Here is a 20,327-nt window from a genome sequence, read left to right on the forward strand (position 1 = left end):
TCAGGGCCGACTTCATGGCACGACGACATGCCCGCCATGTCGCCCACTTTGTATCGAGGAGGTCATGATCATGACACTGCAAGACGAGAAGCGTCGTAGCCTGCTGAGTCGGCTCAGTCGCCAATTGGGCTATACGGCACCGGCGCTGGTGCTGGTGGCCAGCGGTGCGGCCTTCCAGGCCGTGGCCAGCGAGGCACCCAGTGAGCCGAGCTATTCCAGCGGTCAGGAGGCGCCCCTGATGCTCGCCGAGGCCCACGCCGAGGGCGATGCCGAGGGCGATGCCGAGGCAGAAGGTGAGGACAAAGGCGAAGGCGAAGGTGAAGCCGAAGGTGAAGCCGAAGCCGAAGCTGAGGGTTAAGCCTGCGCAGGTAGCAAGAGGAAGACCGGGCCCGGATGCCATGGGAGGCGGTCTGGTCTTCCACCCCGGTGCCTCAGGGCGATCCCGGATCCAACAAGGACATCTGTCATGCCATGCCATCCATCCAGGCCGATCCCTTCCCCGGAAGGGCTCATCGAAGAGAACCTCCTGACGCTTGCCCAACTCAGGAACCTGGTCGATGATCTGGCGCCCAACGCCTATCGGCAGGCCTTCGGCGCGCACGGACGTCACACCCTGGGCAAGCATGTTCGCCACATCATCGACCATTACGATGCCTTGCTCGACGGTCTCGAGAGGGGAGAGCCGGCCATCGACTACGAGCAGCGCCGCCGTGACGAGGCCCTCGAGCAATGGCCGCAGGAGGCAGCGAGCCATCTGGCTGGCATCGAGGCACGGCTGTCGTCGCTGGGCAGCGCTACGTCTTCGGACGCGCTCATCCTGGGCTATCCCATGGATGACGAAGCACTCTCCCTGGCGTCTAGCCTGGCCCGCGAACTGGCTTTCCTAACCAGTCACAGCATTCACCATATGGCGATCATCGCCCTGCTGGCCGAGCAGCTCGGTATCGGCCTGCCCGAGTCGTTCGGGGTGCATCCCTCCACCCTGCGCCACTGGCAACGGGAATCCGTGGAGCAGGCTCCCCTCTCGCGGCGGAGTGCCTGATGGTGCGCGTGATACTGTCGACGTGGCTGCTGGCGCTGATGCTGGCTGCCCCGGTCGTCGCCGATACCCGCTGGCCCGACCAGGGGTGGCAGGTGACGCCCACCTCGCTTGCCTATGCCGAGTTGCTGGAGGTCCTGCGGGAGGCGGTCGAGGCCGAGGGGATGTTTGTGGTCACCGAGGTCGGACCCACCGAGGCCGCGGCAAGCCGAGGAGTGACCATTCCCGGCAATCGGGTCGTGGGTGTGTTTCGCAACGACTATGCCGTGCGGATCCTTCGGCTGAGCGTTCCGGCAATGATCGAAGCCCCCATGCGCTTCTATGTCACCGAGAATGACGATGGCAGTGCCACGCTTTCCTGGAAGACGCCGAGTCACCTGCTCTCACCTTATATGGACGAGGCCGGGGAGGAGCTGGAAGCGATCGCCCGGGAGCTCGATGCACGCTTTGCAGCCATTGCCGACCGGGTCGCTGGGGCATCGAAGTAGCGCTCGCGGGGTGTGTGGTCAGGGGCAGGTGGGCGGTTCGGGGCTGGCGGAGAAGGCCAGGTGCGTGAACCAGGCCGTGGCATCGACGTTGGCATTGTCACCGTCGCTCATCAGGGCGATACCATCGATGCTGTCCGGATGACTCCCGAAGAGGCGCTGATAGTCCTCGCGAACGTCGCGCACTTCCGCCACCCACTCGCCCACGCGTGATTTTCCACTCTGCAGCGCCAGCAGTCGAGCGCGTGACGTGAAGGCATTGGGCCAGGCCGACCCTGCCGGCTGGCTCGAGGCCCAGACATAATTCACCGACTCGACCTGCCAAGGCAGCAGGCCTGTCTTGCGGGCCACATAGACTCGCGCCGGATAATCATCCCCCGACTTGCGTGTCTCGTCGAGTCCCGGATGGACCCCCGACACCTTCCAGCACCAGTGTAGGTACGGGGTTTCGCGCAGGTCGATCTCGCGTTCCAGGTATTTCGCCGAGGCCTGTTGCCTGGCTCGTGCCTGGAGCACTCGGGAGCCCTCTCGCGTGACCACACGGTATTCGGTCTCGCCCTCGAAGGAGCGTGTCGGCCAGGCCTGGATATCCTCCGGCGAGAAGTGCAGGGCATCTGCCGCGATGAGCGGTCCGGCTGCAAGAGCCGACAATGCCATGAGGCAGGGGAAGAGGGAGAGTCTGGCCATTCTGTATTCCACTTCGTTCTTTCAAGAAAAGGGGTGTTAGTCGATATTTCTGCAGGATCCTTACAAGCTCATCACAAGATATCAGTGTTCGTTATGCTATGTTTTCAGACTCGGCTTGTCTGCTTATGCTTCGGTGTTTCCTGTTCGGTATCGTTGCCGACGTGATCAGGGTCGCATCGTGGGTTCCAGTCAGTGCGTAAGGATCATGCGCGCCATCACACCAAGTATCAAGACTTGCATAAAGGCTTTTTATCTATCAATAGTGATGAGGTGTTGCCATGAAGACTCGCATCTTGATCCTGGCTACGATTACCCTGCTGCTGAGTGCTGGACCGCTGATCGCGATGGACTCAGCCTATCAGAAAAAGCATCATCAGGAGCTGCAGTCAGAGAGTGGGCGTTCGGTCAACCAGGAGGCTAGTATCATCATGAGAGACCGTGATCGAGACCCCAGAGAGCTGCATCTACCGGAAGGTGATGACTGGGAACAAACGCGGGAAATCCTGCGCTACTGGTGGCATTAGTCGCACTCATTCGAGACAAGGACCTCGGGCCTGAGGAATCGGGTTCGGGGTCCTTGCCATGGGCGGGGGTGTTGGCCATGATGATATGGAATTCGCCGAAAAAAAGAGGTGCCTATCATGTGGAAATCGGTGACCGGTACGGCCATGGCCATGCTCGTGGCCTTGCCGATGATCGTACAGGCAGAAGGGCATGGCATCCGCCACATCGAGACCAGTCAAGATATCGACCGCGTCGACGAGCGGCTTCGTGACGCCATCGAAGAGAAGGGGTTGACTCTGATGACCGTGGTCGATCATGCCGCCAATGCCCAGCAGGCTGGCATGACACTACCGGCGACCCGGACCTTCATCTTCGGCAACCCAGCGGTGGGAACACCGATGATGCAGTGCCAGGGCAGCATGGCCCTTGACCTGCCACAGAAGATGGTAATTCGAGAGGCAGGCGATGGGGTTCGACTGGAGTGGAATTCGCCACACTACTTGGCCGAGCGCCACGCCCTGGAGGGTTGTGACCTGCCTCTGGACAAGGTAGCCGATGTGCTGGAGGGAGTGGCAAGCGCTGCCGCGGGCCAGTGAGACATCGACGGGGCTTCAGGGCCCGTCATCATCATCTTCCGGATCGAAGCGCCTGCCGGCCTTGTGGAGTAGCGTGAACTGTCTGTCGCATTCTCGGCAGGCACTGCACATGGTGAGGTGCAGGCGCAATGACAACCGCTCTTGGAAGGTGAGCGTACGGTCCTGCTTGAGCGACATCAGTCGGGTCGCCTCCTTGCACATCATCACGGCGTTTCCTCCTTCAGCCAGCCCTTCTCGATGCAAGCCCTCAGACGTAGGCGGGCCCGGTGCAGTATGACCCAACAGTTATTTTCCTTGATGCCGAGCTCGCGGCAGATATCCTCGGTCGAGAGCCCCATCAGTTCTCGGAGCGAGAAGACCCTGGCGGCATTGTCCGGAAGGGCAATCATGCAGGCGTCGAAGACCCGCCAGAAATACTCGTTCTCGAAGGTCGCCTCGGGCTCTCCCCAACTCGAGGGTCGAGCGTCTTCCTGCCATCGGCCGTTCTGCTGGAACTGCCGGTCGATGGCATCGTCATCCTGCTCGCCGTCGAGAGGCTGCCATTTCCCTTGGCGCTTCTGGGCACGCATGGCGTCCAGTATCTTGTATTTCAGGATGCCGAAGACCCAGGTTTCATAGCCGGATCGTTCGGAAAAGGTGTCATTCTTTTCCATGGCGGATACCAGGGCCTCCTGTACGGCATCCTCCGCCTGCTCTCGGTCGCGCAAGTGCATGAGGGCGAAGGAGACAAGGCGCGGTCTTACGGCGGTAAGTCGTTGCAGTCTATCCTCTTTTTCTTTCATTAGTGATGCCTCATCCCCATCTGGACCGTTTGCCTGAAAAGCGAGTGAAGTCTAGCAGCGTGGGTCCATCAGGGTACAGGCTCTCCCGGTTGAGTCGCTGCGGATAAAGGGAGCTTACAGGGAGTCGCTCCTGTATGCCCAATCTGGCAGGGAAGAATAGTAGAGAGGATTGCCATGCTTTATGCTGGAGCTCAGGGCAAGGCCTGGCGTTCCCTACCAAGGCGTGTATTCCGCGTATGGAGTGCTCAGGTAATGGCGATCCCGTCGGAATAGCCACTCAGTCGGTCAAGGTCCTCGGGCCGGTCGACATCCCAGAGGGTAGCAGGGCAAGACAGCCACCACCCCAGTTCCCTGGCGCGATCGCGTGTCTGCGCCATCACCCGGTTCGTGCCCCAGGCGATGGAAGCAAAGAGCCGACGGTCGGCTTGCCGGACCCCCACCAACACATAGCCGCCGTCCTCCGCGGGCAGGAAGACGGCGTCCACCCTGCTCAGGGCCTCCCGGCATTGCCACAACAGGGTGGGCCTCAGCACCGGGCAGTCGCTGCCGATCAGAAGCCCCGGTTGGTCCATGGCCTGCAGGGCATGATGCATGCGCACGCCCAGGTCGCCCGCCGGCTGGGGCCGCAGCATGATACCGTGCTGCTCGGCAAGTTCGAGGAACAGCGGATGGGCGTGGTCTAGGGCGGTCCACAGGGTGATTCGCGCAGGGCGTGTGGTGGCCAGGGCGATGGCCAGGGTGCGGCGCAGCAGGCGCTCATGGAGCCGTACGGCGCCTTCGGCCCCCAGGACCGGGATCAGGCGCGTCTTGACGCGACCCGGCAGCGGCGCCTTGGCCAGGATGGCGAGCGGGAAGTCAGCGCACATGGCGATACGCTTCGGCCAGTGCCTCCGGAGAGGCGCCTCGCCAGTAACGCCAGCGTAGCCGCCACATCAACCGGATCGTGCGCCAGGCGCCGTGTCGCTCCCAGCGTCGACCGGAGCTCACTACCCGTTGGCGCAGGCAGGCGGGGCGCGACAGGCGCTTGAGGCGCCGTGACATCTCGATGTCCTCCATCAGCGGCTGATCGGGAAAGCCGCCCACGGCGTCGAACGCCTCGCGGGTCATGAACAGCGCCTGGTCACCGGTGGCGATGCCGGTGAGTCGCGAGCGCAGGGTCATGGCCGCCGCGATCACCGGCAACAGGGGATGCCGCCCGGCCAGGCGGCTATCGAAGCGCCCCCAGTGATGTCGATCGGCCAGGGCCGCGGCGATGCGCCGATCGGCGTCAGGTGGCAGCCGCGTATCGGCATGCAGGAACAGCAGGTGACGGGCCCGGCTCAGGCGCGCCCCGGCGTTCATCTGCCGGGCCCGGCCGGCCTCGGTGACGCACACCTGCGTGGCTAGGGGCGCCGCCAGGGCGACCGTATCGTCCTGGCTGCTCCCATCGATCACGATCACCTCGGTGCCGGCCGCCCGAAGGGGCTGGAGGGTACGCAGGCAGGCGACGATTTCGCCGGCCTCGTTCAGGGTCGGGATGATGACGGCCAGGGAGGAGGCTGGCAGACTGTGCAATGTCGATGTCCTGTGGCGTTCATCGGGCAAGGTGCCCCTTGGTCACTATGCTGGCCTCAACCTTACCGTGGCGAGATGGCCGTAAGCCACAGTCGGGATCGGCGACCAAATTCCAGAGAGGCCCGGTGTCGGCGCCGGCCCAGGTCAGGAGGGCGTCAGGCGCGTGCAGGAGGTGCAAGATCATGTCACGTGGCGTGTTGACCCTGTCGCTGATCCTGCTGTGGTCGGCGGTGTCGTTTCCAGCGTGGGCGGCGGCACCGCCGACCATCCCTGATGCCGAGGTCTCGCTGGCGCATTCGCTGGCGGCCTATCGCCAGACGGTGCGTTCCGGTGGGCCAGGCAAGGACGGCATCCCCGCCATCGACCGGCCCCATCTCGAGTCGGTCGCCGAGGCCGATACCTGGCTTGAGCCAGGTGATCGGGTCATCGGCCTCTATCGGGATGGCGAGGCCCGGGCCTATCCCCAGCGTATCCTCGTCTGGCACGAGATCGTCAACGATGTGGTGGCCGGCGAGCCATTGAGCGTGACCTATTGCCCACTAACTGGCTCGGCCTTGGGCTTCCGGCGTGGTGACAGTACGTTTGGCGTCTCCGGACGGCTGGTCAACAGCAACCTGGTGATGTATGACCGGGCCACGGACAGCGAGTGGCCGCAACTGCTGGGCGTGGCCATCAGTGGCCCCCTGGCTGGGCGGGGCCTGAACGCCGAGCGACTGATCTGGACCACCTGGGGCGCCTGGAAGGCCCGCCATCCCGAGACTCGGGTCCTGAGTCGCGATACCGGCTATGTCCGCAACTATCGCCGCGACCCCTATGGGGGGTACAACCCCGTGAGCGGCTATTATCGCCGCGACAGCCGTCCGCTGTTCCCTGTCATGGCTCGAGACGACCGCCTGTCGCCCAAGGCCATGGTGCTGGCCTTCCGTGATGCCGGCTCCGCCGCGGCCATCCGCCTGCCGGCGCTGCGTGAGGCCGGCGTGCTGACCCTGACCCTCGACGAACGGCCTTATGTGATTCTCCATGATCCCGAGCTGGATACCGGCTGGGTCTACCGCAATCCCGAGGGTCGTACGATCGATCATGCCTCGCTGACCTTCGGCCCGGAGGGCGTGAGGGGACCCGGGATCGACGCCCTCGAGCCGATCTCGGCCTTCCAGGTCATGTGGTTCGCCTGGGTGGCCTTCCAGCCCGGCAGCATGCTGATCGGGGAGGGTGAGGCACCATGATCGCCTTGGCCCGCTTGCTTGTGGCGCTGTTCTCCCGGCCCGCTACGCTCGCCATCCTCCTCGGGGTGGCATTTGGCTATGCGCTGCTCTTCCTGTGGTTGGCCGGCGATATCGCCGGTGGTGGCCAGGGTGGGCTGCACCTGGCCTTCCCGGCATGGGAGCGGGCCTTCGAGTCCCGTGGGGTGCTGCGCTTCGAGCCGGTGGGGCTGATCGAGCTGGGTCCCTGGGTGTGGACCTTCAGCCCCCTTGACACCCTGATCGCCCTGGGGATCGGCCTGCTGCTGGGTAGCAATCTGGCTGGGCTGTGGCTGGTCCGCCAGGCACCGGTCGCTTGCACGATCCGTGCGCCCTCCGTCGGCGGGCTGGCGGCCCTGCCGGCGCTGTTGGCCGGCGGTGCCTGCTGTGCGCCCCTCGTGGTGATCTGGCTCGGGCTGCCGATCGCTGGAAGCCTGGCGGTGCTGGCCCCCTGGCTGATCCCGCTGTCCTGTCTGGCCCTGCTGGTGGGGCTCGCTCGCCTGGCGGCTCACTATGGCCATCGGGCCAGCAGGCCCTCGGGAGGTGGACGATGATGACCTGGCTCGAGCGTTGTGGCTATGTCCTGGGCTGCTGGCTGTCCTGTCCGCGTCCCTGGCACCGAATGGCGGCCCCCTACGACGAGGACGTGTATGGCTGCCTTCGCCCCGGCGACGTCCTGCTGGTCGAGGGCTCGTCGCGGGTGAGCACGGTGATCAAGTACCTGACCCAGTCTTCGTGGTCGCATGCCACCCTCTATGTGGGAGAGGAGCAGGGACGGCGCCTCGGCGCCCACCCCGGCGAGGTGTTCATCGAGGCCGATCTCGCCGAGGGCGTGCGCCTGGTGGGGTTCGAGGCGTATCGGGGCCACGCCCTGCGCATCTGTCGTCCGGTGGGCCTTTCGCCGATGGAGATCACGCAGTTGATCGACTTCGCCCATGCCCGAGTCGGCTATCGCTATGACCTGCGCAATCTCCTTGACCTGGCTCGCTACCTGATGCCACTGCCCCCGGTGCCGGCTGCCTGGCGACGCAGCATGCTGGCGCTCGGCAGCGGCGATCCGACCCGGGCGATCTGCTCGACGCTGCTCGCCGAGGCCTTCCAGTCGGTGCACTATCCCATCCTGCCGATCCGCGTCGCCGGCCATCGCCGGCTATTCCGGCGGCGTCACTACACCCTGTTCACGCCGCGGGACTTCGATATCTCGCCCTTCTTTGCCATCATCAAGCCACGCCTGGTGGGCGGCTTCAGCCCCCGCGAGCTGCGTTGGCTGGAGGATAGCCCCGCCCCGGGCATCGCGGCACCGGTCGCGTCCGAGTCCTAGGGCAAAAGCTCGATCACCGGCCCGCCGGCGGTCTCGGCATCATCGCAGTCGTGGGTTACCATCAGGGTTGGCGGGCTCCCTGACAAGGCATGTCGATTCCGTAAAAGGAGAAACGGCATGAAACAGTTGATCGTGCACGTGGGTCTGCCAAAGACGGCGACCACGACCCTGCAGCACCATGTCTTTCAGGAGTTGCACGAGCAAGGCCGGCTTAACTTCCTTGGCAAGGCGGTCTCTCTCGAGGCCAGAGGTGCAGCCCCGAAGTCCTCGAATTACAGGGGAGCCGATATCCGCAGGGCCTGCCAGGAAACGATCCCCCAGGACATCTCGCGCCGGATCGACCAGATGCTGGTCGACGACAGGCTCAATGTCTTCAGCGACGAGGGGATACTGACCTACTATCCGGGACAGGAAAATGTTCCGCTGGAAAGGCGCATCGCGAACCTGAAGGCCCTGCTTGCGCCTTTCGATATCAAGATCTTGCTGACGTTGAGGAATCCTCTCGATCTCTTCTTCTCGCTGTATATCCAGCTCTACCCGGAGTGCTACCGGCGGCTCGCGTCGCTGGACAGCTTCGAAAAGTGCGCCGCGGATCTGCTGAACAAGGGGGTGGCCAACATCCGCTACGAATTCTTCGATCTGGAACGGTTGTTGTCCTTGATGGTCACCCGTTTCGATACCACGGTGCTACTGTACGAAGACATGACCCGGGAGCCCGATCGTTTCGCCCAGGCACTGGCGGATCTGCTGGGCGTGGAAGCGGATTATCTGGTCAAGCAGTTGTCGAGTCATTGGGTGAATCGCAAGCCCAGGTCGGTGGGTCACGTGTATTCCGAGGAAGTGACGCGCCTCAAGACGCGGCTGAGGCGACTGGAAAGACTCGTGGCCACGATCGCCCCCCTGCACCGCTTCGCCCGAAAGGCGTATAGCAAGAACGTGCTGGGGATCAGACGGATCCTCGAGCAGCCCCGGCGCAGAGGGATGAAGGAGCATAGCCAGCCGGATAGCCAACTCAAGCACAGGTTGCAGGAGACGCTTTGTATCAAGGACCCGCGCCTGTTCGAGGCCCATGGTTTGGACCGTCGGAGGCTAGAAGCCTATGGCTACCTGAGCCGCGAACATCAAGGTGCCACCGCTCCTTTTTCTACGGAATAACTTTTCACGCCCACAAGCAGGTATGGAGAGGCCGTGAGTGTCACTAAAGCATCTTTCTGGAGCATGATGGCTACGTCGGTACTACGTCGGTAGTGCGATCACCGGCCCGCCGGCGGCCTCGGCATCATCGCGGTCGTGGTCCCGCGCTTTCTACCGGTCGACGGTGCGCCAGTTGATCAATCCCGCGATGGTGGTGGGAATATCCGGCATGCCGAGGCGCTCGAAGGCGGTGTTGATCTCGGGAAGACCGATGGCCAGCCTGGCAATGGTGGTGCGCATGCGCAGCGCCAGGGCGGCGGCCGTATCCTGTCGCCAGAATTGCTCCTGTGCCGCCTGATTGAGGAATTCCCGGACCCACAGTTCCACGAGATCCGGCGGAACCGAGGCGAGATCCTGAATGAGCAGGTGTTGTGGCGGTGACGCGGCACGCCCCAGGGGTTGAAGCGTGGAGACAAGATAGGGGCCGGAGCGTAGCGTGCCGGGCAGCGCACTGATCAGGGCACGGGCCCGCGCGTAGTCATAATGCTCGAGGGTCCAGGCGGTGGTGACGGTCGAGGACTCCGGGGGCAGGGTGACCACGGGCAGATAGACGGCGTTGAGGGCCTTTGGCTCCAGGTATCGATCCAGGGTGGCCAGGTGGGGGATCATCCGTAAATGGGCGGCGACAGCGGCTTCATAGCGTTCGAGGGTCGCGGCGTTAGGCGGCACACCGAACAGCAGGTAACTGTAGAGGCCATAGCCCTCGGCTTCCTTCTGCCCCGGGGGCAGCAGCGCACGGCCGGCCTCGCGCCCGCCTCGCATGCCGGCAAGAGGGTCGTAGCCGGGTGGGGCCACGAACACCCGAAGCTGGCAGTCCAGCGTCGGGCGATTCGCCGCGAGAAGCCTGACCTCGGCTCGGTAGGGGATGGGGCTCTGGCGCACGCCAGCGAGCAGCCAGCTCACTTCGTTGCCAATGCCGTCGACCCGGCCGGCCTCAACGCTCCACTGAAAGCGCGGCCTAACATCGGGGACATCGGTCCAGGCTCGCAGGACCACCGACTCCCCGGGACGCACCACGGGTCGGTCAGGGGTGCAAACGAGCGTCGCGGCCGCTGCGGCGACAGGGCCCGTGAGCAGGAGCGCGGCCAGGGCGAGGAGGCGGGCGAGGCATCGCGCCGCCAGGACGACGCGCATGCGCGGCTCACCGCCCATGGCGCACCCGCTGCCAGAGTCGTCGCAGCCATCGCCCTGCCCAGCGCCCGGCAAGCACCAGCACGCTGCAAGCGAGAACGACCACCACGGTCTCCTCGGTGCTGAGCGGCGCATAACCGTAGTAGAACAACCAGACGACCAGGGACAGCGCCGCAATGGTGAGGAGGGTGAGACGCATGGCCTATTCCCCCACCGAAGCCACGGCGACCTTGTCTGAGGCGTCGGCGGTCGATTCGACCACGCGCTTGAAGAAGAACTCGCCACCTTCATGGGCGGCATGGCGCATGGGGGCATAGACCGGCTCCTGGTTGGTTTCGTAGGGCACGTTCACCTCGAGGTAGGCGTACAGACGACGGCCAACGAGAATGTCGCGGTTTTCCTTCAGGGCGGCCAGGAAGTGCGTGGCGAACACGGAATGACCCTCAGGGCCGCGGTCGGGAACCGGCTCCAGGCCCCCTGAGGCCAGGGTGAGGCGGGCCCGGTGACGGGCCAGTCGCTCGATCCAGAAGGCCACCTTGTCGGGGTAGAGATCGGGAAATACCGAGCGAGTCCAGGCGCCAGAGAAGCAGGAGTCGGCCACGATCAGCACGCGCTGGGCAAGCATGGTGTCGACGATATCGGTGACATCGCGGGTGCGAATCCAGTGGGTGCGGCTGTCATGGCGGGCGTCTATGGGCTGCCAGGCACCGCGCTGGTGCTCTTCGTCGTAGATCACGCCATGGCCGGCATAGTAGATCAGCAGGTTATCCTCCTCGGTGAGGCGGCGGCGCAGGCTTTCCAGGCTCTCCAAAAGCTCCGCCCGTGTCGCATCGGTAAGCAGCCGTACCTCGAATCCATACTGACCGCGCAGGAGGTCGGCCACCGCACGGGCGTCGTTGACGGCCGTCTCCAGGGGCGGCAGGTGGCGGTAACGATCATTGCCGATGACCAGGGCATGGAATCGGCCGAAGTCCACTCGCGGCTCGGCGGTGGTGGCGTTTCCTTCCAGAGCCAGCGCGCTCGCGTAGAGAGCCCGGGCTCGTTCTTGATCCTGTGGAACCCCACAGCCGGTTTCGTACAGGTAGGCAAGGCTGAACAGCGCACGGCTTCGCTGCGAGGGGTCTGCCTGGGCGGTGGCCTGTGAATAGAGAGCGGCGGCCTCCTGGCAGTCCACGGCGCCGTCATCGCCACGTACCAGCGAGTCGGCCAGGTAATTCTGGGCCTCGGGATCGCCTCGCTGGGCCAATGGTGCCCAGGCCTGCTGGGACGAGACGATGCGCCCCCCCTGCTCGCGGCATTCCGCTCGCGTGGTCTTCAGCGGCCGGCGTGGCACCTCCATCACCAAGCCACCGGCGGCGCGGGTGCGGGGGGGGAGGACACAATCGCCGATGAGAAAGGCAGTACCGGACGCCATGGGGCCATCCGCTGCACCGGACAGGTCGGGTAATCCACCGGCAGGGCCCTGGCCGCTGCAGCCTGCCATGGCCAGGACCAAGCCCAACGAGATACCCAGCAGGAAGCGCATCATCGACATCTTGCCCTCCTCGGGAAGCGGTCGCTCAGGTCACGATGGCCGGTGGCGTATCGGGCCAATCCCACCTATACCTGAGCAAGTATTATAGCCAAGGATCGCTCCACAGCCTTTCCGCGCCTAGGCGGCATCTCGGTCGAACCTGGTCGCTGGAGAGAGTTTTTTTCATGTCCAAACCCGGTCATTTCCGCAGATCGGTCAGCAGCCACGCACGACGTGCGTCGTGCTGCGGGAGGGGGTAATGAAGAACGACACCCATGACGGCCTGCCTGGCGCTCCGCGCGTTTCCCTTCAACAGCCGGATGCCGAACCCGCGGTCACCGCCATTCCCCTACTGTGTGAACGACCACCGTATCAACGAACAAGGGGCCAGCGATCCGGTGTCAGGGGCCTGTGGGCCGTGCTTCTTGGCGGCTTCACGCTGGCGACACCGATGGCGGTTGTTGCGGCCGACCTGCAGAGCGCGGCGCAGACCGAGCCTCAGCGGGCGGCAGCGGCCCTGATGACGGGGCTCTGTGGGAGCCTGCAAGGTGATCCCGGCGTGCAGGGCGAGCTCGGGGAAGCCGTGTGCAATATGGAAGACTCCTCCGTGTCCGAGGCCCAGGTGCGGCCGGCGCTAGGGGCAGTGGCCTGGGAGGAGGTGGCGACGCAGGGGACCTTCTCCGCGGAAGCCTCCAGCCGGCAGCTCGCGAATCTCGGTGCACGCTTGCGGGCCCTGCGTCTCGGTGCGACCGGAGGTGAAGGACCGGCTCTGATAGCATATCGGCCCGTGCCGTCAGGAGGCTCGCTGTTGCTGGCCAGTACCGATGGGGGCGGTGGCAGTATGGGCCCGGTACGCCTGGACCCACGGCTCGGCGTGTTCGCCAGTGCCGCACTGAGCATAGGCGAGAAGGACGCCACCGCCACCGAGGATGGTTTCGACTTCGATACCGTCGGTTTCACGGCGGGCATGGACTATCGCTTCACGGACCGCTTCATCCTGGGGCTGGCCGTGGGTTCCTCCAGCGTGGACGCCGAGCTCGATGACTCGGAAGGCGATGTAGGGGCGGACAGCTACAGCCTGTCGCTCTATTCCACCTATTACGTCAATGATTTCTTTCTGGATCTTACCACCACCGCAGGCATGGCCGATTACGACATGTCACGCAATATCCGTTATACGCTGGAGACCGACAGCGTGGATAAAACCGCCGTCTCGACCACCGACGGCCACCATTATGCGTTGGCCTTGAATGCAGGCTATGAGTTCCGGGGTGGCGGTACGCTGATGGCGCCCTATGCGGGCGTGGACTATCTGCACACGGAAATCGACGACTTCCGGGAACGAGGCGCCGACTGGTTCAACCTGCAGATCGGTGATCAGGAGGTGACCTCTCTGCAGTCGGTGCTCGGGCTGCAGGCCAGCTATCCGGTGCGGGCCGGGGATACCACGCTGTTGCCCCGAATCAGGGCGGAGTGGCGGCATGAGTTCGACAATGACGCCCGTGCCCTGGAAGCGCGACTGGTCAATGACCCAAGTGATGACATCGAGGTGGTCGTCAGCGATGACCCGGATCGTGATTATTTTACTGTCTCCACGGGTCTGACCGGGGCGCTGCCCGGCGGCTCGACGGCATCCTTGGAGTATCAGACGGTGCTCGGCCTGGATGACGTCAGCCATCACATCCTCCAGGCGCGTCTGCGGATGAGTTTCTGAGAGTCGGCGATCGTCCTGTTGGGTGCAGGCTGGCCCCTGTGCGGCCGGGACGCTCAGTCTGGTCATCGCGTCATGCTTCTCGGGCGCTTAATGCGATCACCGGCCCGCCGGCGGCTTCGGCATCATCGCGGTCGTGGGTCACCATCAGGGTCGGCAGGCCGTGCTCGCGGATACGCGCGAACACCAGCCGGCGCATCTCGTCGCGCAGGGCGGCATCGAGCTTGGAGAAGGGTTCGTCGAGCAGCATGGCGCGCGGCGCGGCGAGCAGCACCCGCATCAGCGCCACCCGAGCGCGCTGGCCGCCGGACAGGGTCGCCGGGTCGCGGCCGGCGAAGCCGGCCAGGCCGATGTCGGCCAGTGCCGCCTCCACCGCCTGGCGACGCCGTCGGCGGCCGCCCCCGGCGGGCATGCCGAAGGCCAGATTGCCCCCCACGCTGAGGTGGGGAAAGAGCAGCGGGTCCTGAAACAGCAGGCCCAGGCGACGGCGCTCCGCAGGCAACCGGGTCAGCTCTTCGTCGCCTAGCCGGATGTACCCCGTGGCCGTGAATACCGGGGCCAGGAAGCCGGCGACCTGAGCCAGCAGGGTCGACTTGCCGACCCCGGAGGGACCCATCAGGGTCAGCACCTCACCCGGGGCGATGCGGGCATCCACCGCCACCAAGGTGTGCGCACCGTGGCGGATGGTCACGTTGTCCAGGATCAGGGGGCAGGGGATGGGCATGCGGGGCGAGGACTCCGGGATCAAGGCAATAGCAAGCGTCGATGACGAAGCAGGAAGCGGGGCAGACCCAGGGCCAGGAGGAAGCCCAGGGCCGGCAGGGCAAGCTGACCCAGGGCGTAGACCGCCGTCAGGCGGCGGTCCCCGCCACTGGCCAGGCTCACCGCCTCGGTGGTCAGGGTGGCCAGTCGCCCGGCGCCGAGCAACAGGGTAGGCAGGTATTGGCCGACGCTGACCGCGAAGCCCACGGCGGCGGCCACGGCGATCGGTACCACCAGCATGGGCAGTCGGACTCGCCAGAAGGTGGTGGCCCGGGAGGCGCCCAGGCTGGCGGCGACCTGTCCCCAGCGGGGATCCAGCCGTCGATAGCTCTCGGCCAGCGAGAGGAATACATAGGGCAGCACGAAGAGACTATGGCCCAGGGTCACCGCCCACCAGCCGGCGGCGAGACCGAGCTGGGCCTGCAACTGTACCAGGCCGTAGAGGAAGGCCACCGGCGGCACCAGCAGCGGCAGGTAGAGGATCAGCTGGGCGCCGGGTCGCAGCGGTCGGTAGCGCAGGGTCTCGGCCTCCAGGCAGCCGACCACCAGTAGCACCGAGAGCGCGGTGGCGACCAGGCCGATGGAGGCGGTGTGGCCGAGTGGGCCCATCGCCGTATCGGCGGCCTCGCGCCAGGTCCGCAGCGTCATGGGCGAGGGCCAGGCGGCGGGAAAGGGCCAATAGGCGGCCAACGACCAGAGGAGCAGGCCGGCCAGGCTGGCCCCCAGCAGGCCGATGGACAGCCAGGTCAGGGCCGCGCCGACAAGGCGACCGGTGATCTCGCCGCGCCGCCGGCCACCATCGACCAGCCAGCCGGCCACCAGCCGGCGCACCAGGTGCTCGGCTCCCCACCAGGCAAGCAGGGCAAGCGCGGTGACACCCAGCTGCAGCAGCGCCGCGGCCGAGGCCAGGAAGCGCCGCGTCAGGTCGGGGTCACCCAGCCAGCGTACCACCGCCACGGCGAGCGTCGGCGGCGTCGAGGGCCCGAGGATCAGCGCCACCTCCACCGTGGAGGTGGCAAAGGCGATGACCGCATAGACCGGCAAGCGAATCAGTGGGTAGAGCCCCGGCAGCACGGCCTTGGTGAAGGCGGTGACCGGTCCGTAGCCCAGCGAGCGGGCCACCATCAGGCGCTCCCGGGCCTGGCACTGGGGCAGGGCAGCCAGGCTCATCAGCAGCAGAAAGGGCACCTCCTTGAGCACCAGGCCGGCGATCAGTGCTACCCCGGCGGGGTCACCGGGAAACAGGTAGTCCGGCGGCTGCGTCCAGCCGGTGAGCCAGGGCGAGACCAGGCGGCTGGCGAGCCCCGACGGGGCCAGCAGGAAAGCCAGGCCGATGGCGGCGGCGGCATGGGGCACCGCCAACAGCGGCGAGAGCAGGCGTCTGACCACCCGGAACAGGCGGGTCTCGATAAAGGCGCCGAGGAACAGCACCACGATGGTCAGCGCTGCCAGGGTGCTGGCGAGCCCGGTGACCAGGCTCAGGCGAAGCATGTCGGCGAGCCCCGGCGCCTGCCACAGGGCTTGCCAGGGGGCCAGCGTCCAGGTCTCGCCCCCCAGCGCCGGCAACCAGCCGAAGGCCGGTGCCACCACGCCTATCAGGCCCGCGGCCACCGGCAGGACCAGCAGCAAAAGGGTAAGGCGGGGGACCAGACGAATCCCCAGGGTAAAGCCCGACATCAAGGTCCTGCCCGGTCGTCAGCCCCGGGCATAGCGCTCGAGCCACATCGCCTCGAGGGCCTGCATCCAGCTCGGGTGCGGCTCAGGCAGCAGCTTTTCCAGGGCCTCGGGGGGCAGCCGAGCCGGGTTGTCCTCGGCGTCTTGGAAACGTGCCCGAGCCTCGGCGTCGAGCCGGTCCATATCGAGTACCGTGGGGTCGCCCCACACGTCGATGTCCTGCTTGCGGGCCTGGGCCTCGGGGGAGAGCAGGAAGTTGGCCAGCACCAGGGCCCCGGCCTTGTGGCGGGCGTTGAAAGGGATCGCCACGAAGTGGACATTGCCCAAGGTGCCTCCGTCCAGTACATAGCTGCGTGTGGAGGGGGGCAGCTGGTAGGCGGCCACCGCCGCGGCCGGCTCCGAGGGGTTGAAGGTGAAGGCTAGACTCAGCTCGCCGTCGCCCATCAGCTGCTTGAGCTCGGGGCCGCTGCGGGGGAAGTGCCGGCCTTCACGCCACAGATGCGGATGCAGGGCGTCCAGGTAGTTCCAGAGTGGCGCGGTCACCGCGGCGATATCGTGGGTCTCGGCCGGCTCGGCCAGCACCGCCGGGTCCTCGGCCAGCTCGATCAGTGCCTGCTTGAGGAAGGTGCTGCCCAGGAAATCGGGAACCAGCGGATAGGTGAAGCGTCCGGGATGGGCCTTCGCCCAGTCCAGCAGGGCCACCATGTCCGTCGGGGGCTGCTCGAGGCGGGCCGAATCGTAGTAGAAGGTGAGCTGGGCCTTGCCCCAGGGCGATTCATACCCCTCGGTGGGCAGGGTGAAGTCGGTGAGCATCTCCGGATTCTCCTTCGGCGCCGTCAGCGCGAAGTGAGGCAGACGTTCGGCAAAGGGGCCGAACAGCAGGCCGTTGCGCTTCATGGCGGCAAAGTTCTCGCCGTTGATCCAGATCAGGTCGATGGCGCCGTCGTCGACGTTGCCTGCCGACTTCTCGGCAATCACCCGGGAGACCGCCGCCGCGGTGTCGTCGAGTTTGACGTGCACCACCTCGATATCGTGAGCCTCTTCCAGGCGCTCGCCGACCCAGCCGATATAGCGGTTGACCGCGGGATCTCCCCCCCAGGCGTTCCAGTAGACGGTCTGGCCACGGGCCTGGTCGACCAGCGTGGGCCAGTCGCCGGGCAGCGGGGCGGCCTGGGCCGTGGAGGCAACCAGGATCAGGGAAAGGGCAAGCGAGGCGAGGCGGGTCGACATGGCGATTCCTTGGCAGGGAGACATAACATAGGTCGCGAGTAAGGATAACCGGGGCGGCCGGTCGGTGACGGTCAGCCGGGGGAGAGGGCGTGTTCGAGCGCGTCGAACTCCTCGCTCACCCGGTCGATGACCGGCGGCGACAGGTAATGGTCGACGCGCTCGCGGACATGGGCCACCAGGGCATCGTCGCTGAGCTCGGCCGACCAGTCCTCGCCACGGGCCCGGGCATCCCGAGAATGCCGGTGGCTGGCTCGCCACTTGGCACACCAGGTGAGCGACCAGAGCCACATGGCCCGGCGACAGGCCAACAGCGTGACGACATCGCTGTCGACCCCCGTGGCGGCGATCCAGTGTCGATAGAAGGCGGCCACCTCCTCGGCGGACAGTACGGCATGACTCTGCACATCCCAGGTGGTGGAGGTGTAAAGGCTGGCATGGGCCAGGTCGAAGCCCGGCAGGCCGTAGCGGCACTTCTCCAGGTCCACGAGCACGGCGCGCCCTGCGTCGGTGACCAGGAAGTTGCCTGGGTGGGCGTCGAAGCTGATCAGGCGCGACTCGGCACTCGGCCCGGCAGGTAACCGTTCGGGCAGGGCGGCCAGCTCGGCCTCGATCAGCTGCCGGGCGTCGGCATCCAGCCCGGCCCGATCGAGGAAGCGTGCCTGACCCTTGACCTCCTCGAGCATCGCCACCCAGGGATCGGCGGGTGACAGCAGTGGCGGGCGTGCCTCGGCGTCAGGCACCTTGAGCACATGGAAACTGGCCAGGGCCTCGGCGATGGCCGGCAGGTCTTTTGGCAGCCGCGCGGGCCGGCCGGCCACGGCGTCGACTAGCAGGCCGCCACGGGGCAGGGGGCGAGAAGGCGGCAGGACGCCATGCAGGGCCGGCGCATGACCGCCCTGGCTGGCGCGGCTAAAGCAGGCCGCCTGGTATTCGAGGTTGGCCTGGGCGGCGAGCCCCATCTGGCTCTGCTTGGGCAGTCGGGCCACCCAGTCATCCTGGTCGCGCTCGAGCCATAGATGGTGATGGGCCAGGCCCGTATCAGCCATCGGGCGTACCGCCTGGATAGCCGCGTCATGACCGGCCCGGTTCAGGGCCATGGCCAGGGAATGGCAGAGGTCCGGTCGGGCTTCCGGCATGATATTCCTCGATGTCTGGGTATCGGTCATTGATGGTCGCACGATGGGGACTTTCCTTACATCGTCAGCGGCATGACGCCACAGGGGCGAAAGATCGGGTCGGCTGTGTGTCGCGCCATCAATTCGCCCTGAGTGTAAGCCCGCGTTGTATCGGTCGACACAACGAAAGCGCTGATGCGCAAGGGGCAGAGTCAGCGCCCCGCCATTTCCTGAACAATCACAATAGAGGGTGAAAGTCATGTCACAGCACGAGGATAAACGCCGCCGACTCCTGAGTCGCCTGAATCGACAACTGGCCTATACGGCCCCGCTGCTTGCGCTGGTGGCGGGTGGTGCCGTCCTTCATGTCTCGGCAAGCGATGGTGAGGCCGTTTCTGAATTCACTTCGCCCTCCGATGCGTCCCTGCTGCTGGCCAGCAACCACGCCGAAGGCGGTGCCGAAGCGGAGGGCGAGGCTCAGGGAGAAGCTGAAGGCGAGGCCGAGGGAGAAGCTGAAGGCGAGGCCGAGGGAGAAGCTGAAGGCGAGGCTGAGGGAGAAGCCGAGGGTGGCTCCAGCGCCGCGGTGGCAAGGCCCGATGGCTACTCACCGGAGTACAGCGAGAGCGGTGACAATCCCGAAGAGATGCTGGCTCGCGGCGAGGCGCTCTATTACGACACCTCCCTGAGCACCAATGGCCTCGCCTGCGCGAGCTGTCATGGCAGCGATGGCCAGGACATGGGCTACAACGCGACCTTCCAGCAGCCTTTCCCCCATCAAGTGGCGATGGCCTCCAACCAGTTCGAGATGTCGGAGGTCCACGCCGACGAGATGGTGCAGATCTGCATGGTGGCGCCTATGGAGGCGGAACCGCTGCCGTGGGGCAGCGAGGAGCTAACCTCCCTGGCGGCTTACATGGTGGAGGTGCAGAAACGCTTTGCCGGCGAGCCGCATGACCTGTGACGTTCCCTGGCATGGAGGCTCCCTTGGCATGGGAACCTGTTGGGGCATGGGAACCTGTTGGCGTAGGCCTCGCGCTGTCCCGACCTTGGGGGAGTAGCATGCCTGGGCCCGCTCGGCGGCAGGCCCAGGCATCATGGTAGAAGAGTCGGGGCGATGGCCTCAGGGGGCGGCCTGCCAGGCCAGCGGCTTAAGTTCCTCGTTGAGCGGCGTCTCGGCGATATGGTTGGTGTAGTTCGATAATGTCTTGAGGGCACAGGCGATCACCAGTTCGAGGATCTGGCGCTGCTCGAAGCCAGCATCCAGGAAGGCCTGGATCTCGCTCTGCTCGGCCCAGCCGCGGGTGGCGTTGAGGTGGCGAGCGAACCGCGCCACGGCGGCCAGTTTCGGGTCCTCCGGTGCACTTTGCTCCCGCAGCCGGTTGATGTCTCCCTGGGAAACGTCGGCTTGTTGCAACCCGCCGGTGTGGGCCGCGACGCAGAACTCGCAGCGGTTGTCGACACTCACGGCAACGAGCGCCGTCTGCTGCTGGGCGGGGGTCAGGCTGGTGCGTGAATAGATCTCGTCGAGTGTCATGTAGGCTTCGAGCAGCGCGGGGGCCTCGGCCATCTTGCCGAAAACATGGGGAATGAACCCCATCTTCTGCTGAGCGCCTTCCAGTCGTGCCTTGGCGTCTTCCGGCGCGGATGCGATGTCATGTAGCGGAAACTGACTCATCACTCCTCCTCAGGCTTGCTAGGATGGTGAAAGGCAAAAACGGTCCTCCGAGGTCAGTCGGGACACGTTTTCCCGGCACTCGGTCGCCTGGGGGCGGGATTCCTTACATCTTG

The 20,327-nt window shown here is 65.6% G+C and carries 24 protein-coding genes; 11 read left to right on the top strand and 13 right to left on the bottom strand.

The window, feature by feature from the left end; translation table 11 throughout:
- The first annotated feature begins 70 nt into the window (after positions 1-70).
- The 3 genes from FHR94_RS03745 to FHR94_RS03755 all read left to right on the top strand — a co-directional run bounded on the left by FHR94_RS03745 (position 71) and on the right by FHR94_RS03755 (position 1,527).
- Positions 71-358, top strand: coding sequence for a hypothetical protein (locus FHR94_RS03745; protein ID WP_183324283.1), 288 nt, complete (start codon positions 71-73; stop codon positions 356-358).
- A 108-nt stretch (positions 359-466) separates the two neighbouring features.
- Complete coding sequence (locus tag FHR94_RS03750; protein ID WP_183324284.1) at positions 467-1,042, top strand: DinB family protein; 576 nt, start codon at positions 467-469, stop codon at positions 1,040-1,042.
- A complete protein-coding gene (locus tag FHR94_RS03755; protein WP_183324285.1) occupies positions 1,042-1,527 on the top strand; it encodes a DUF302 domain-containing protein in 486 nt (161 codons plus the stop codon). Before FHR94_RS03750 ends, FHR94_RS03755 begins: the two co-directional genes overlap by 1 nt.
- 18 nt (positions 1,528-1,545) lie before the next feature.
- Here FHR94_RS03755 and FHR94_RS03760 read toward each other — a convergent pair whose 3' ends face one another.
- On the bottom strand, positions 1,546-2,211 hold the full coding sequence (locus tag FHR94_RS03760; protein ID WP_183324286.1) for a DUF3047 domain-containing protein: 666 nt from the start codon (positions 2,209-2,211) through the stop codon (positions 1,546-1,548).
- 278 nt (positions 2,212-2,489) lie between these two features.
- Between FHR94_RS03760 and FHR94_RS03765 the strand changes: the two genes are divergently transcribed.
- Both FHR94_RS03765 and FHR94_RS03770 read left to right on the top strand, forming a co-directional pair.
- Complete coding sequence (locus tag FHR94_RS03765; RefSeq protein ID WP_183324287.1) at positions 2,490-2,735, top strand: hypothetical protein; 246 nt, start codon at positions 2,490-2,492, stop codon at positions 2,733-2,735.
- Between the two features lie 117 nt (positions 2,736-2,852).
- Entirely contained in the window at positions 2,853-3,311 is a 459-nt protein-coding gene (locus FHR94_RS03770; protein ID WP_183324288.1) for a DUF302 domain-containing protein, read from the top strand.
- Positions 3,312-3,326: 15 nt separating this feature from the next.
- On the opposite strand, the gene FHR94_RS03775 is transcribed toward FHR94_RS03770, so the two are convergent.
- The 4 genes from FHR94_RS03775 to FHR94_RS03790 form a co-directional block, all read right to left on the bottom strand.
- Positions 3,327-3,515 carry a zf-HC2 domain-containing protein gene (locus FHR94_RS03775; protein ID WP_221188361.1) on the bottom strand — a complete coding sequence of 63 codons (189 nt, stop codon included), beginning with the start codon at positions 3,513-3,515 and terminating at the stop codon, positions 3,327-3,329.
- The gene (locus tag FHR94_RS03780) at positions 3,515-4,093 is read right to left on the bottom strand and encodes a sigma-70 family RNA polymerase sigma factor (protein WP_183324290.1); all 579 of its coding nucleotides are present in this window, start codon (positions 4,091-4,093) and stop codon (positions 3,515-3,517) included. Before FHR94_RS03780 ends, FHR94_RS03775 begins: the two co-directional genes overlap by 1 nt.
- Positions 4,094-4,338: 245 nt before the next feature.
- On the bottom strand, positions 4,339-4,959 hold the full coding sequence (locus tag FHR94_RS03785) for a TIGR04282 family arsenosugar biosynthesis glycosyltransferase (protein ID WP_183324291.1): 621 nt from the start codon (positions 4,957-4,959) through the stop codon (positions 4,339-4,341).
- On the bottom strand, positions 4,949-5,647 hold the full coding sequence (locus tag FHR94_RS03790) for a TIGR04283 family arsenosugar biosynthesis glycosyltransferase (protein WP_343064627.1): 699 nt from the start codon (positions 5,645-5,647) through the stop codon (positions 4,949-4,951). The genes FHR94_RS03785 and FHR94_RS03790 overlap by 11 nt, the downstream gene beginning before the upstream one ends.
- A 182-nt stretch (positions 5,648-5,829) precedes the next feature.
- On the opposite strand from FHR94_RS03790, the gene FHR94_RS03795 reads away from it, so the two are divergent.
- From FHR94_RS03795 to FHR94_RS03810, 4 genes are all read left to right on the top strand, one after another.
- Positions 5,830-6,873: a DUF3179 domain-containing protein gene (locus tag FHR94_RS03795; RefSeq protein WP_183324292.1), complete on the top strand. Its 1,044-nt coding sequence runs from the start codon at positions 5,830-5,832 to the stop codon at positions 6,871-6,873.
- Positions 6,870-7,442, top strand: coding sequence for a hypothetical protein (locus FHR94_RS03800; RefSeq protein ID WP_183324293.1), 573 nt, complete (start codon positions 6,870-6,872; stop codon positions 7,440-7,442). The genes FHR94_RS03795 and FHR94_RS03800 overlap by 4 nt, the downstream gene beginning before the upstream one ends.
- Positions 7,439-8,209, top strand: coding sequence for a C40 family peptidase (locus FHR94_RS03805; protein WP_221188355.1), 771 nt, complete (start codon positions 7,439-7,441; stop codon positions 8,207-8,209). Before FHR94_RS03800 ends, FHR94_RS03805 begins: the two co-directional genes overlap by 4 nt.
- A gap of 117 nt (positions 8,210-8,326) precedes the next feature.
- On the top strand, positions 8,327-9,364 hold the full coding sequence (locus FHR94_RS03810) for a sulfotransferase domain-containing protein (RefSeq protein ID WP_183324294.1): 1,038 nt from the start codon (positions 8,327-8,329) through the stop codon (positions 9,362-9,364).
- A gap of 150 nt (positions 9,365-9,514) precedes the next feature.
- Here FHR94_RS03810 and FHR94_RS03815 read toward each other — a convergent pair whose 3' ends face one another.
- Genes FHR94_RS03815 through FHR94_RS03825 form a run of 3 tightly spaced genes read right to left on the bottom strand, consistent with a single transcriptional unit; the run spans position 9,515 to position 12,068 of the window.
- The gene (locus FHR94_RS03815) at positions 9,515-10,537 is read right to left on the bottom strand and encodes a hypothetical protein (protein WP_183324295.1); all 1,023 of its coding nucleotides are present in this window, start codon (positions 10,535-10,537) and stop codon (positions 9,515-9,517) included.
- A gap of 7 nt (positions 10,538-10,544) precedes the next feature.
- The gene (locus tag FHR94_RS03820; RefSeq protein WP_183324296.1) at positions 10,545-10,733 is read right to left on the bottom strand and encodes a hypothetical protein; all 189 of its coding nucleotides are present in this window, start codon (positions 10,731-10,733) and stop codon (positions 10,545-10,547) included.
- Positions 10,734-10,736: 3 nt separating this feature from the next.
- Positions 10,737-12,068, bottom strand: coding sequence for a caspase family protein (locus tag FHR94_RS03825; protein WP_183324297.1), 1,332 nt, complete (start codon positions 12,066-12,068; stop codon positions 10,737-10,739).
- Between the two features lie 430 nt (positions 12,069-12,498).
- On the opposite strand from FHR94_RS03825, the gene FHR94_RS03830 reads away from it, so the two are divergent.
- Positions 12,499-13,761 carry an autotransporter outer membrane beta-barrel domain-containing protein gene (locus FHR94_RS03830; protein WP_183324298.1) on the top strand — a complete coding sequence of 421 codons (1,263 nt, stop codon included), beginning with the start codon at positions 12,499-12,501 and terminating at the stop codon, positions 13,759-13,761.
- Between the two features lie 70 nt (positions 13,762-13,831).
- On the opposite strand, the gene FHR94_RS03835 is transcribed toward FHR94_RS03830, so the two are convergent.
- From FHR94_RS03835 to FHR94_RS03850, 4 genes are all read right to left on the bottom strand, one after another.
- Positions 13,832-14,482 carry an ATP-binding cassette domain-containing protein gene (locus FHR94_RS03835; RefSeq protein WP_183324299.1) on the bottom strand — a complete coding sequence of 217 codons (651 nt, stop codon included), beginning with the start codon at positions 14,480-14,482 and terminating at the stop codon, positions 13,832-13,834.
- A gap of 20 nt (positions 14,483-14,502) precedes the next feature.
- Positions 14,503-16,197, bottom strand: coding sequence for an ABC transporter permease (locus FHR94_RS03840; RefSeq protein WP_183324300.1), 1,695 nt, complete (start codon positions 16,195-16,197; stop codon positions 14,503-14,505).
- Positions 16,198-16,215: 18 nt separating this feature from the next.
- Complete coding sequence (locus FHR94_RS03845) at positions 16,216-17,424, bottom strand: ABC transporter substrate-binding protein (RefSeq protein ID WP_183324301.1); 1,209 nt, start codon at positions 17,422-17,424, stop codon at positions 16,216-16,218.
- 71 nt (positions 17,425-17,495) lie between these two features.
- Positions 17,496-18,560, bottom strand: coding sequence for a phosphotransferase (locus FHR94_RS03850; protein WP_183324302.1), 1,065 nt, complete (start codon positions 18,558-18,560; stop codon positions 17,496-17,498).
- Between the two features lie 238 nt (positions 18,561-18,798).
- On the opposite strand from FHR94_RS03850, the gene FHR94_RS03855 reads away from it, so the two are divergent.
- A complete protein-coding gene (locus tag FHR94_RS03855) occupies positions 18,799-19,500 on the top strand; it encodes a c-type cytochrome (RefSeq protein ID WP_183324303.1) in 702 nt (233 codons plus the stop codon).
- 159 nt (positions 19,501-19,659) lie between these two features.
- On the opposite strand, the gene FHR94_RS03860 is transcribed toward FHR94_RS03855, so the two are convergent.
- Positions 19,660-20,214 (bottom strand): carboxymuconolactone decarboxylase family protein, encoded by a 555-nt coding sequence (locus tag FHR94_RS03860; RefSeq protein WP_183324304.1) that lies wholly within the window; start codon positions 20,212-20,214, stop codon positions 19,660-19,662.
- Between the last annotated feature and the right edge of the window lie 113 nt (positions 20,215-20,327).

Source organism: Halomonas cerina, from assembly GCF_014192215.1.
GTDB lineage: Bacteria > Pseudomonadota > Gammaproteobacteria > Pseudomonadales > Halomonadaceae > Halomonas > Halomonas cerina.